Here is a 12,183-nt window from a genome sequence, read left to right on the forward strand (position 1 = left end):
GCGTCGATGGGCTTGAAGCCGACAGCGCGGCGTCGGGGACACGAGCGGGAATTGCGGTCACGCGAAACGCGGCTAGGTGACCGGTCAGGGCCGCTTCATGGGAGGCGCCAAGCGCGAGGAGGCGACCGGGGCATCGCACTCACTTATCTGGTGAAGACCATATACCAAATGAAGGAGCGCCATTGAGCGCGCGTGTGGAAGTGATAGCAGGTAATGCCTTCTGCTATCTCTTTCACACAGCACTCGAGCACGACTACCGCGTCAGGGCCTAGATGGCAGCCGCAGCTTGTGGCTACCTCCAGCTCATGGCCGACGAACCCACGATCGGATTGCTGCTCAAGTCGAAGGTGATTACATCCGCCGAGCTCTTCGCAGCCGTCGACGCCTACCCGGCTGGCATCATGGAGGAGCACAACAGGTAGCTGGGCACGGCGTCAACCTGTGCGACGTAAGCCCGTCGCAAGAATGTTCGATTTCCCATACATTGCGAGCCACAAGGTATGGGATACCGATCATGAAGACGACTGCGATCATATCTACGGAGGAGTTCGAAAGCCTCCGCCTCATGGGGCAGCGAGTACGGCTGTCTCGCCTAAGGCGGAACCTGACCCAACAGGAGTTGGCTGAGCGCATGGGAGTCGGCCGTCTTGCCGTCATATCCCTTGAGAAGGGCCGACCTGGTGTTAGCCTGCTCACGCTCCTCAAAGCGCTGACGGTCTTCGGCTACACCGAGCGGCTCGGTGACGTACTGGCCGTGGATCCGATCGGGGAGGGCATGGAGATCGTCACAGGTCGTCAACGCGCGGCTCACGTTTCTGGTGTTGCCGACTTCTAACTTCTACGCAGCCTCGCACATCCTCTCGGTCTTCTCGCTCTATGACGATTTGCCAAACCCGGCTCGCTGCTTCCTTGCTCGCAGCCACCCATATCGCGGATCGGCACCTAATCGCTTCCTTCGTCGCCGACCCCGCGACGCAGCCGGCGCCAAACCCCTTCGCACAAACTAGCGTCGGCGCCGTGCGCCAGGTCTGGCGGCAGAGAACCGTCGAGTTTGATTCTTTTGAAGTTCAGGTGGCGGGGCTTTCCTGTCTGCTAAGGGCCTTAATTGCCATGAGCGTAGATGAGGTGCTCGTACAAGAAATCTTACGCGCAGGCCTCCACACAGTAAATTTGTTCTATCGCAGCGAAGGGGTGCGCATTATAGGCGCGGTGCTCTACGGAAAACCCGGTATTGCTCTGCCTGTTCTGCCAGCGGTTAAAACTGCGCAACCGGTATCTGGCAGACGTAAACGCGGTGTACCGGACCAGCTCGACCTTTTCGGATGAGGCAATGGCTTCCGCCCCATACGTCTCTTCAATCTGGTACCCCGATGCCCATTCTGACTGACCGCCAACGTATCGAACTCGCTGTTCCCGCATGCCTCCTCTACACTCTCGCCAGCGCGGAGGGCGTGTTCGTTCCGGCCGGTCCGGCCCTTAAAACGCAGGCAGCTGCCGATGTCGCCGACCTGCGAGAAAATCTACGGGTCGCCTGCCTGGAGCCCTTCGCCGACCTGACCCCCGCGAAGAAGCAGGCCCTCCTGCGTCGCCTTAATCGCATCAAAAGGCAGGTATCCTATGACTGGCATGAGCGCCCCGCTCTAGGCGTGATGCTCATGCTGTGGTGCTTCCTCAAAGACCTAGTAGACCGAGAGATCCTGGTACTTTGGGAGGGATCCGCAATGGATAAAGCCATGCGGAAGCTCTTGCCCATGTTTGAACATGGGTTTGAAGAGCAAAGGGAGGAGATGATAGCCTGCGAGCGGGCGTCTGCATTGCTTGGTAAGCTGCAATCAGAGGGGCTGTACCGCTAGACCGAAGGTCCGGAAGTTCGGAAGCGATGCCAAGCTCTTCCGCTTTCGACCCAACCCGGCCGTCCAAAGGGCCATGTACGCTTCTCAGAAGCAGCCGTCCGTTGGCGGTCCAGCAACCTCCGCTCAGCGTCACTTCCGAAATGCTTGCTCGTGGCGAGAGATGCTCATTGGCGAGAGGTCAGGGCGGAGGGCTACAGCTACGAGGAGGCCGCCGAGGGACTTCGGTGGGAGGTCGGCACGGTGAAAAGCCGTTTTGGCGGCGTCCGGGCGAGAGCAGCCTGCCAATCGCGCAAGCGGCGCCAGCAACTTCTATCGCAGCCTAGAGCCCAGCTCGGGCCCTCCAGGCGCCCGGTTTCCAATCGGCACCGGAACAGTGTGAAACGGGGCGTGCGTCCGGAGCCTATGCGACGTCGGCGTCAGCCGGGGTGTACGACGGGCAAGGTATGCGAATGGAAGGACAGCCAGCGATGTCCTGATTGTGACTGGCCGTCATCACGCCGCGCATGGTCCCCAGCCGTCGAACAGCCGTCGTATTAACCAAATGCCTCTATTTTGCGCATCCAGACGCAGGCACCACTCCGATTGGGGTGATGCATGTGTGGTGGTGGCGATCAAAGAGGCAGTTTTTCGACGATGACGATCAAACAGCGGCTCGTGTCAGTCTTGACCGCGATAGGCCTCATTCTCCTAGGCACGGCGGCGCTTGGGAATTTCGCGCTTCATTGGAGCCATTCAAGCCTCAAGACCGTATACGAGGACCGGGTTGTCTGCCTCCGTCAATTCAGTATTATTCGAGATGCCTACGATGATATCATCGACGTGTCGCGGATGCTGCGCAGTAAGAACATCGCATTCTCTGCGGCAAAGGAGAAGATCGAGCGTGATCTCTCTAACCTACACACGCAATGGTCCGCCTATCAGGCGACTTCGTTGACTAAGGAAGAGGAGGTACTTGCCAAGGACCTGCAAATTCAGATCGATCAGAACGCCGTCGTCGTCTCTGAGATCCTCAAGCGCATCGCGCAGGGCGGCATTCCCGATTTTGATACCACGGATACTGACCTGTTGAAGAACATGCAGGTCACCAACGTGGCTCTCAGCAAGCTGACCACGCTGCAGGTCCGCGAAGCGGAGGCTGAGTTCAATCGCTCCCAGAACACGGCAGGTTGGTCCCGCCTCGCGCTGCTTGCAGCACTGGGCGTCGCGGCGCTGAGCATCGCCTACGGCGTCTATACGGTCGTCGTGCAGGTCGCCCGTCCGCTTGGCAGGCTCGTCAGCATGCTGCAGCGGATGGCCCGTGGCGAGACCGATGCCGAGATCGCGGAGTCGGTCCGCAGCGACGAGATCGGCGCGGTCGGCAAGGCGGTTGACGGCATCAAGGCCATGGTCGCCCGAAAGGCCGCCGAGGAAGCTGAGGTCAAGCGCCGCGCCGACGAGGCTGCCGCAGCCGAGCGCAAGCGTACCATGATCGAGCTCGCTGACGGCTTCGAGCGCGCGGTCGGCGGCATCGTCGGGATGGTGTCGTCCTCGGCCACCGAACTCCAGGCAACCGCCCAGCAGATGACTGCCACTGCTCAAGAGACCGCAAGCCAGTCCACCACTGTCGCGGCCGCTGCGGAGGAGGCCGCCGCCAACGTCAACACTGTCGCGGCTGCCGCCGAAGAGCTCGGCTCGTCCGTGCAGGAGATTGGCCGACAGGTGTCCGGCTCGACACAGCTGGCCCAGTCGGCCGTCGGCGAAGCTGATCAGACTATGCACTTGGTCCACGCCCTGCAGGCCACCTCGGCCCGGATCGGCAACATGGTGGGCATGATCTCAGGCATCGCCGGGCAGACCAATCTGCTGGCGCTCAATGCGACCATTGAGGCGGCGCGTGCCGGAGCGGCGGGACGGGGCTTTGCCGTGGTTGCCTCTGAGGTCAAGGCGCTGGCCGAGCAGACTGCAAAGGCGACCGAGGAGATCGGTCGCCAGATCGCGGAGGTGCAAGGCGTGACCGCGCAGGCCGTCACGGCAATCGGCAGCATCACCGGGCGGATACGTGAGATCGACAGCGTGGCGACCTCCATCGCCGCGGCCGTGGAGCAGCAGGGTGCGGCGACCCAGGAGATCGTACGTAACGTCGCCCTCGCCTCGACCGGGACCAACGAAGTGACCGGCAACATCGCCGGGGTCGCGCAGGCTTCAGAGGAGACCGGAGCGGCAGCTACCCAGGTGCTGTCGGCGGCCTCCGAACTGTCGCGGCAGTCGGAGCATCTCGGTGCCGAGGTCGGCCGCTTCCTAGCAACGGTCCGCGCCGCCTGACCTTGCTTCGGCGGATACAGTACGCACGGCTGCCATTCGAAGGTCCGCTTCTGGCCCAAATGGGATCAGAAGCGGACCGGCGGAAAACCACCCATGTCAGCCATGCCAACGGCTATCTGCATCGAGGACCGTGGGTCTCCTCAATCAGAAGATCCGGACGGCGTCGCGCCGGACCGACGGCAGCAGGCGGGGCTCAAGGTTCCGCCACTCCACTAGGTCGACCCTGCGACCGAGCATCTCCTGCAGGTCGGCCTGGAGGACCGCAAAGCCCGTAAGCGAGATCCGGACGTCAGGAGAGATGTCGACGACAATGTCGATGTCGCTGTCGGGCCGCTCCTCGGCACGAGCGGTAGAGCCGAACACGGACGCGCTGACGACCCCGCGGCCTTCGAGGTCAGCCCGCCTCGACCGCAGCGTGGAAATGACGGCCGCTAGCAAGCCTGCCCGAACGTCCGCGAAGGTCCTGCGCACCTGATCCAAGACGGACTCGTCGTCCGTTTCCACCTCGCACCATGTGCTGTCGATCGCCCGGAGGATCACCCAGGGCGCCTCCTTTCCCTCCTCGAACGCCGTAAATTCTCCCCAGATGACCTGCGCCGTCTGATCGATAAGCTCGACGAGCAGCCCCCCAGGAATCCGAACAGCCGACCGGGACAGCGCTTCAAGTCGATCTACGGCGTCGTCCCCGGTGACTATGAGGCCTTTACCGTGACGAGCGACACCGGCGACCTCCCAATTCGCGCGGATCGCCCGTTGGCCAAGGATCGGGAGCACAGCCCGGGGATCAACGACGATCGGCTTCGCCGGTAGAAAGTCGTGTATCTGGAGGATCTGCATGGTGCACCTCGAGCACTAATGGCCTCCCTTGAGAGCAAGATCGGGCGGGCATGCAGCTCCATACCCCACCCTTCCTCCTCTGCTCATCACACAGACTGCAAACGACGCGTCGACTTTACGGGATCACGCCGACCAAGCCACAAGCCGCCAGAGCGGTTACTACGACCGCCAATCCGATCAAAGCCTCCAGGCTGCCGATCCGCACCCAAAGCCGCCGTCTCAACGGCCGGCCCCCTTCCTAGCGAACTCCCAGATCGGGATGCCCCATTGTTGGCCGACCTTGTTCCGATAGCCGGTGAGCCGCTCGAAGAGGATCCGCTGCGCTTCGACGCCTCGGGCCGGCTCGCTTACCACCATCAGAACACCGCAGAATTCTACGCGCAGCGTGCCGTGCTCAGGATGGACGGCAAACAGCTCCGGTGCCGTCCAGCCAAGCCGATGCGCTTCAGCACCGAACCGGTCACAGAAGCCGATCGCATTGGCTCGGAGTGCCGCCCATCTGGCCGGTGAGAGGTATCGGCAAGGCGAGGCATGTTCGGGCAGATCCTCGAGGGCACTGCGCCATACGGCTGCGGCATCGGGGAGCATGGTGGGAGCGAAATCGGAAGCCATACGCCGAGCTACGGCAAGGGGCGCCCTCGCACTATGCCGCCTACGTCGCAGTTGCCATTCGCAATCGGGGCTACCGCACTCAGATGCCATCCAGGCCCTCTCTAGGTCGCGAACCCATAACGGCTGGCACGGTTGAACCGCGACGTCGTTAGCCCTCTGAGCAGGAGGGCCTTGATGGCGCGGTTTGATCTGACGGATGCGGAGTGGGCGGTGATCGAGCCGTTGTTGCCGACGGACGTGCGCGGCAAGGAGCGCGTGGATGACCGGCGGGTGCTCAACGGGATCTTCTGGCGGCTGCGCACGGGCGCGCCCTGGGCCGACATCCCGGCGCGCTACGGCCCACATACGACCTGCGGCAACCGTTTTCGGCGCTGGCGCAAGCGTGGCATCTGGGATCGGCTTCTGGACGCGGTGTCAAAGGCTTACGACGGCGACCTGCAGATGATCGACGCCACCAGCGTGCGGGTTCACCAGCATGCCGCGTGCACCCAAAAAAAGATGGCCGATCCGGTGGCATGGGTCGCTCGCGCGGCGGCCTGACGAGCAAGATCCACGCGCTGGTGGATGCCGAGGGCCGTCCGGTGGCGCTCAAGATCACCGCGGGTCAAGCGCACGATGGGCGCGCGGCGGCCGACATGCTGGGCGGTCTGGGCACGGGCCAGATCCTGCTGGGCGACCGAGCGTACGACAGCGACGCGTTACGCGCCCAGATGGCTGAGCAGGGCGCGTGGGCGAACGTCAGGCCGATGCCCAACCGCAAGAAGGTGTTGGCCTTCAGCCCGTTCCTGTACAAGTACCGCAATCTGGTCGAGCGCTTCTTCAGCAAGATCAAGCACTTCCGCGCCGTCGCCACGCGCTACGACAAGGATCCCGACAACTTCCTCGCCAGCGTCAAGCTCGCAGCCGTGCGGGTCTGGCTGCGAGCTTAATGAGTCCGCGACCTAGACAGCCCGGTAGCCCCTTCGCAGTTTGCGCCCCTCAGTCCACCGTGCGGCCTAGGGAGCCTGGGCATCGCAAGCAAACTGCTCCGTTCGCGTCCGACCAAGTGTACCGATGCGGCCCAACGGATCTGAACAAGGCTCTCGTCGAAAAGCGATCGGGTGATCGACAGGCTGTAGAAGCAGGCCATCCGCTCCGTGGGTTCGATACGCCGAAGGTGGAGCTCCGGGAGACCTGCAGAGGGAAGGGAACAGGAAGGAGCTACCGCATCGGCGCCAGCCAGTCCTTCAGATCGACCGGCAAAAAAACCGGCAATTTGGCCCCACCGGGTTTGACTTAAGCCCCTGGTGTACCTCACGATCTAACCGGCAAAAAGACCGGCAAAATGTTGACCACTCTCTACGCTATCGAACCCCTGGTCCCCGAGGACCGCCGTCAGAAGCTTGAGGACCTGGCTACGGACCTTGTGGATCGTGCTGGCCGACTAGCCGGCCGTGTTCACCCGATCATGCAGGAAAGCCTCGGCGACCTCGTCCGGGCGATGAACTGCTACTACTCCAACCTCATCGAGGGCCACGACACCCATCCGGTCGATATCGATCGCGCACTGGCAGGCGACTTTGCCCACGATCGTGCCCAGCGGAACCTGCAACTAGAGGCGCGAGCGCACATCGAGGTGCAGCAAATGATCGACCGAGGCCAAGCGCCCGCGCCGGTCGTCTCCGTCGATTTCCTGCTCTGGGTCCATCGAGAGTTCTGTGCCCGGCTGCCGGACGAGCTGCTGTGGATGGAGAACCGCGAAACGGGCGAGCGCCTACCAGTCGTGCCGGGAGCCCTGCGTGAAACCCATGTCCGCGTTGGCCGGCACATCGCTCCGGAGCCAGCAGAGTTGCCGGCGTTCCTGGAGCGGTTTGTGGCTGCGTACGGCAGCGGCAGCCTCGGACGCCTCCGCCGCATCATCGCTGTCGCCGCTGCCCATCATCGGCTGCTCTGGATCCACCCTTTCCTCGACGGCAACGGCCGGGTGGCGCGGCTGTTCTCATACGCCCTGCTACACGAACTGAACGTCGGCTCGAGCCTTTGGTCGGTGGCCCGCGGCCTCGCCAGACAGCAGCAGGCCTACAAGGCAGCTCTGCAAGCCGCAGACGAGCCACGGCGCGGCGATCTGGACGGGCGAGGCAATCTCTCGCTCGCAGGACTCGAGGAGTTCTCCGCCTTCTTCCTCGACGCCTGCGTGGACCAAGTGACGTTCATGGACGCCCTGTTCGAGCCGCAGGAACTCCTCAACCGCATGGAAATCTGGACCACTGAGGAGGTACGCGCGAGGCGTCTGCCCAAGGGCAGCTGGCCGCTGCTGCGCGAGGCGGCCCTGGCCGGTGAATTCCCCCGTGGACGAGCTGCCGAACTAACTGGCTACGAGGAGCGTCAGGCGCGGACTGTACTCAGCAAGCTCATGGGGGCGTGCCTGCTGGTATCCAACAGTGACAAGGGTCCAGTCCGACTGGGATTTCCGATCGGCGTGGTGGAACGCTGGTTCCCGCGCCTGTATCCGACCCTCGGTTGATCTTCGCCTATGCCGATCGCGGCGGGATCTGACACAGCCGAAGGCAGGCTCGGATCATTGGCCATGAAGCCAGAAACGGAGGGAGGCCCCAACATCAGAGGACGAGGATGGCAAGCGTCCTGCCGGGCCCAAGGGCATCTAGTTCCCACCAGATCGGGCGGCTGCTACAGGCCATGCGTCCGGGGCGAGTGCCGCTGTGCGGCACGGATTACCGGCTTTTACCGGCATTCCGGTAATTTACTGGCTCATGGGTAAAAGCCGGCAATCGCACTGAATGGACCGGTTGCCCGGGCACCGGTCCGGCGACCGCCGGCTCAGGCCGCCATGACGACCGGCAGCTCGTCGACGCGCGTCGTGTACCGCGGCGAGCGCATCTCGAACTTGGTGGACCACGTTCGGTCTTTAGCCCATCCCGCCGACGCCGGCACGACGGCGCCGCGGCCGAAGCGACGGTTGCAGGCATCCAGAGCCTCCATGAGGCGGCCGGCGGTCTCTCGGTCCAGTCCTCCGATGAGCGCGCGCTGTGAGGACTCAAGGGGCATGAGATCGGTGGTGACGATGCCAGCCTTCGAGTAGCGGTAGCCATCCCGCCAGACCTTCCTGACGCCGAACGTGGCCGCCTTAGCCAGGACAAGCGTGTCGCTCGACGCCTCCGGCAGCGTCACGACCGTGGAGATCGAGCGCTGCGGGCGATCACGGTCGTGCTCGGACGTGTGGAAGAAGACCGTCAAATGGTCGGTTCCGAGGCCCTCCCTTCGGAGCTTTTCACCAAGGCGCGCGGCGTGCGCGGCCAGCGCCTGCTCCATGGTAGCGAGGTCCTCGACGCGCTCGGAGAACGAGCGCGTGACCGCGCAGCCCTTCCGGGTCGGCGCGATCGTCTCAAGGTCGAGACAGGGAATGCCGCGGAGCTCGTAGACCAGGCGCTCGCCGACGACGGTCAGGAGCTTGCGAGCGGCTCTAGGATCCAAGTCGCGCACATCGGCGACGCTGTCGCAGCCGAGCGCCTCCAGCTTGCGCAGTGTCGACGCCCCCACGCCCCAAATCTCACCCGGCGGGATCCGAACCACCCAATGATCGTATGCCTGCGGATCCGTCAGGTCGCACACGCCACCGAGGGCAGGATGCGTCTTGGCGATATGGTTCGCCAGCTTGGCCAAGGTCTTTGTCGAACCGATGCCGACGCAGGTCGGTACACCAGTCCACCTGTGGACTGTTCCACGCAAATCGCTGGCGAGCTCGAACCGCTCCGCCGGCCGGACGTCGGAGAGATCGAGGAAGCTCTCATCGATCGAGTACACCTCGATCCGCGGGGAGAAGCGTCGGTACACCTCGTTCACGCGGGCGCTCATGTCGCCATAGAGCGCGTAGTTGGAGGAGTAGACCCGAACGCCCTGATCGCGGCAGAGCTGGCGGATCTTGAACCAGGGATCGCCCATCTTGATGCCGACGGCCTTCGCCTCGGCCGTACGCGCGATGGCACAACCGTCGTTGTTGCTCAGAACGATGACCGGTACCCGGGCGAGCTTCGGGTCGAACACCCGCTCGCAGGAGCAATAGAAACTGTTGCCATCGCTGAGGGCATAGGCCCGTTCCACGAAGTCAGGCTCGCCGAGCGGAACGGCGGCGCGGGCTGACGGAGCCCGAAACAACGCCCCAGACCTCGACTACGGCGTCGGGTGAAAGCTCGAACTCGGGGAAACGCGGGTTCGCAAACGCCAGCCGGACACGATGCCCGCGACGGCTCCAGACCTTGAAGCTTCGCTCTCCGTCCACGTCCACAACGACCACGTCACCGTCGGTCGGTGAGAGCGAGCGATCGACGATCGCGATATCCCCGTCGAACAGTTGAGCGAGCAGCATGCTGTCACCGGCGACCCGCACCAGGAAGGTGGCGGCGCGATTGGCAATCAGGAGGGACTGCAGATCGATCGCCTGCTCGATGAAATCGTCGGCCGGCGATGGGAAGCCCGCCCGAACCGGTCGCGCGAGCATAGGTAGGGCAGCGGGTGAGCTATACGTGATGGCCGCCGCGAGCATGATGGGTCCTCCGCCTCGGGTAAGAACGGAATAAGAACATCCGCGTTCCTGAGGTCAATCGGCCGAGCCTGTGGAAAACTCGGACGACGTGCCATCAGAGGAAGGGGGAACGAGGTTCGGACGCTCTCTATAGGTCGACCTTGAGCTTGCGGGGCGCTGGAGGTGCGGCAGGGGCCGGAGGAGGAGAGACCTCGAGTGAGGGAGTGGCCTGTGAGGGCGCTAGGGGGCCCGAGAACGTCGCGTCTGCCGCCTTCGCGGCTGTGGGACGTGGTGTCTCAGCTGGGGTTGCCGACGCCGCTCCCGTTGTTGGGATTGGTGCAGTCGGAGCCACTGGCGGTCGGCTCGCTTCGACGGAGCTTGGCCGAGCGGCTGCCGGCGGAACGTCCGGAGCGACAACCGGGCCGCTCTCTTGGGGGGTGGGCGAAGGCAGTCCGGCCGAAGCAGCGGGTGCAGACGGCGGTATGGTTGCCCTGATTAGGGGGGCAACCGGAGCTTGAACAGCGACAGGTCCTGAAGGCCGCGCAACCGACCCCGGTGGGTTCAGGAGATGCCGCTGCAGCCGCATTTGATCACGAGCCAAGGCCTTGGCAGGTGTATCGGGCCCGACTTGAGCCATCGCCAGTCCTGGCAGCATCAGGGAACACAGAAGGACACAGCGCGAGAGCATAACCCGACTCCTACAGCGGCAGCCGCATTACATTTTCCAACTTGCTACGGTAGGCCTGTTTTCTACCGCATCCGCAGCAGCCATTTGCTCGCGAAACCGACGCTCCGAGGGAGGCATATCTACCGGCACATGTGATCCGCGGCCCTGCTGCTCGGCACGTCCTTCTTCCTTTCCAGATGCAGAACGATTCCTGGAGACCACGGCAGACGCGTTTGAGCCCCCAACAAGATCGAATTGAATCCGCTCACCCTTATCGTTGCGCTTGAATACTCCGCCTTCTCCCGACTCCTTGTAGGCGATCCATGCTTTATCCATAGACTGCTTAGCGGCATTGACATCATAGCTCAGATCGAAAACTTGCAATCTGATTTTCTCGATCTCCTTGAAATTTTGAGCCGCGTATGGATCTCGTTTCATCATATCAAGCCGATCTGCAGAAATATCCCGCTCACGACAAGCCTTTAGATAATCACGCCGCCGGTCAACATATTCGGCCGATATGGGACGATTGATCTCAGAGCCTCTGTAGTAGTCTGCGAGGCAGGACAATTTCGTGTCGTGGGCATCGAATGAATTGTCACGTTGTGATGCCGCTCTTTGATGCTCGGACTGCCATCCTGGTACGTTGCGCGCGCCCGCCTCTAGGACTCGTGTTTCAAGGGAGAAGTAACGGCTTTCGAGAACCATAGGCTCCGGAGGCGGGATATTTTTGCCAGCCTGAGAAGCTTCAAGGACGGCTTTCTCTCGATCCTTCACTTCCCACTGCGTGCCGTCCGACATAGTCAGCTTGCGCATATGAAACTTGTAGTTTCCATATTGCTCATTATGACGATCTGACATGGAATCAGAAAATTTCTGAGCGCTCTGTGATGCGCGATTGAGCTTGTGAATCTCTTGGTTCAGATCAGATCCTTCAGACAACCCAATACCATTTCGATAGTTTTTCTTCTGAAGCTCAGCGCTGCGTCCGATTTCCTCGGCAGCGGCTTTTGAAATCTGCTTCAAAGCATAGGAATATTCAGCTGTATGGCGCTGCCCTGACGACAACCCATTAAGAATTGTTGCAACGCCATGCTGGAGTTCGCGTCGCCTCTCGTCAGTAGGACCGTCTGCACCTTCGCGATCCAACAACCGCAGCGTCCCGCGCACTGCATTCTGGATCGAGCGGTTTTCCCGATCCTTCGTAGAGGGATCTACGAAACGCTGAAAGGCGTCGTGCAGATGCTGATGCGCCGAAGAAGCCACCCCGTCTCTACGTTGGCCATCCTGCACTACGGACGGAACGACAGGAGTCTGTAGGGGAAGTTGGGCCGGCCGCGGCGCCTCCGCGCGGCGTTCCGTAGAAGGCCGAACGTGAACTCCGGCAACGGGAG

Annotated in this window: 12 protein-coding genes; 7 read left to right on the forward strand and 5 right to left on the reverse strand. The window is 62.5% G+C overall.

Annotated features, from left to right (window positions below; translation table 11 throughout):
• Window positions 1-272 precede the first annotated feature (272 nt).
• From MOTC310_RS32450 to MOTC310_RS32470, 5 genes are all read left to right on the forward strand, one after another.
• Complete coding sequence (locus MOTC310_RS32450; protein ID WP_331304753.1) at window positions 273-422, forward strand: hypothetical protein; 150 nt, start codon at window positions 273-275, stop codon at window positions 420-422.
• 92 nt (window positions 423-514) lie between these two features.
• Entirely contained in the window at window positions 515-835 is a 321-nt protein-coding gene (locus tag MOTC310_RS32455) for a helix-turn-helix transcriptional regulator (protein ID WP_172685393.1), read from the forward strand.
• A 74-nt stretch (window positions 836-909) separates the two neighbouring features.
• On the forward strand, window positions 910-1,326 hold the full coding sequence (locus tag MOTC310_RS32460; protein WP_331304754.1) for a hypothetical protein: 417 nt from the start codon (window positions 910-912) through the stop codon (window positions 1,324-1,326).
• Between the two features lie 44 nt (window positions 1,327-1,370).
• Window positions 1,371-1,853 (forward strand): hypothetical protein, encoded by a 483-nt coding sequence (locus MOTC310_RS32465; protein ID WP_331304755.1) that lies wholly within the window; start codon window positions 1,371-1,373, stop codon window positions 1,851-1,853.
• Window positions 1,854-2,486: 633 nt separating this feature from the next.
• A complete protein-coding gene (locus MOTC310_RS32470) occupies window positions 2,487-4,154 on the forward strand; it encodes a methyl-accepting chemotaxis protein (RefSeq protein ID WP_331304756.1) in 1,668 nt (555 codons plus the stop codon).
• 144 nt (window positions 4,155-4,298) lie between these two features.
• On the opposite strand, the gene MOTC310_RS32475 is transcribed toward MOTC310_RS32470, so the two are convergent.
• Window positions 4,299-4,991 (reverse strand): nucleotidyltransferase family protein, encoded by a 693-nt coding sequence (locus tag MOTC310_RS32475; RefSeq protein WP_331304757.1) that lies wholly within the window; start codon window positions 4,989-4,991, stop codon window positions 4,299-4,301.
• A gap of 219 nt (window positions 4,992-5,210) precedes the next feature.
• Window positions 5,211-5,603 (reverse strand): hypothetical protein, encoded by a 393-nt coding sequence (locus tag MOTC310_RS32480; RefSeq protein ID WP_331304758.1) that lies wholly within the window; start codon window positions 5,601-5,603, stop codon window positions 5,211-5,213.
• A gap of 174 nt (window positions 5,604-5,777) precedes the next feature.
• Between MOTC310_RS32480 and MOTC310_RS32485 the strand changes: the two genes are divergently transcribed.
• Together MOTC310_RS32485 and MOTC310_RS32490 are read left to right on the forward strand one after the other, a co-directional pair.
• Window positions 5,778-6,532 (forward strand): IS5 family transposase gene (locus MOTC310_RS32485; RefSeq protein WP_331304759.1). Its coding sequence is split into 2 segments (ribosomal slippage): window positions 5,778-6,102 and window positions 6,102-6,532, totalling 756 coding nucleotides; the frame shifts between segments, so codons are not numbered across the junction.
• 395 nt (window positions 6,533-6,927) lie between these two features.
• On the forward strand, window positions 6,928-8,106 hold the full coding sequence (locus MOTC310_RS32490) for a Fic family protein (protein ID WP_331304760.1): 1,179 nt from the start codon (window positions 6,928-6,930) through the stop codon (window positions 8,104-8,106).
• A gap of 314 nt (window positions 8,107-8,420) precedes the next feature.
• Here the strand turns inward: MOTC310_RS32490 and MOTC310_RS32495 are convergent, their stop codons facing one another.
• From MOTC310_RS32495 to MOTC310_RS32505, 3 genes are all read right to left on the reverse strand, one after another.
• A complete protein-coding gene (locus tag MOTC310_RS32495) occupies window positions 8,421-9,701 on the reverse strand; it encodes a Y-family DNA polymerase (RefSeq protein WP_331304761.1) in 1,281 nt (426 codons plus the stop codon).
• A gap of 4 nt (window positions 9,702-9,705) precedes the next feature.
• Entirely contained in the window at window positions 9,706-10,143 is a 438-nt protein-coding gene (locus tag MOTC310_RS32500; protein WP_172685347.1) for a LexA family protein, read from the reverse strand.
• A 694-nt stretch (window positions 10,144-10,837) separates the two neighbouring features.
• Window positions 10,838-12,055, reverse strand: coding sequence for a hypothetical protein (locus tag MOTC310_RS32505; RefSeq protein ID WP_331304762.1), 1,218 nt, complete (start codon window positions 12,053-12,055; stop codon window positions 10,838-10,840).
• Window positions 12,056-12,183: the final 128 nt, after the last annotated feature.

Origin of the sequence: Methylobacterium oryzae, from assembly GCF_036441375.1 — a bacterium.
GTDB lineage: Bacteria > Pseudomonadota > Alphaproteobacteria > Rhizobiales > Beijerinckiaceae > Methylobacterium > Methylobacterium oryzae_A.

Excerpts from the sequence above, each read along its gene's own strand:
- MOTC310_RS32465 (WP_331304755.1), top strand. The coding sequence starts at position 1,371 with ATGCCCATTCTGACTGACCGCCAACGTATCGAACTCGCTGTTCCCGCA.
- MOTC310_RS32455 (WP_172685393.1), top strand. The coding sequence starts at position 515 with ATGAAGACGACTGCGATCATATCTACGGAGGAGTTCGAAAGCCTCCGC.
- MOTC310_RS32490 (WP_331304760.1), top strand. The coding sequence starts at position 6,928 with ATGTTGACCACTCTCTACGCTATCGAACCCCTGGTCCCCGAGGACCGC.
- MOTC310_RS32475 (WP_331304757.1), bottom strand. The coding sequence starts at position 4,991 with ATGCAGATCCTCCAGATACACGACTTTCTACCGGCGAAGCCGATCGTC.
- MOTC310_RS32480 (WP_331304758.1), bottom strand. The coding sequence starts at position 5,603 with ATGGCTTCCGATTTCGCTCCCACCATGCTCCCCGATGCCGCAGCCGTA.
- MOTC310_RS32450 (WP_331304753.1), top strand. The coding sequence starts at position 273 with ATGGCAGCCGCAGCTTGTGGCTACCTCCAGCTCATGGCCGACGAACCC.
- MOTC310_RS32500 (WP_172685347.1), bottom strand. The coding sequence starts at position 10,143 with ATGCTCGCGGCGGCCATCACGTATAGCTCACCCGCTGCCCTACCTATG.
- MOTC310_RS32470 (WP_331304756.1), top strand. The coding sequence starts at position 2,487 with ATGACGATCAAACAGCGGCTCGTGTCAGTCTTGACCGCGATAGGCCTC.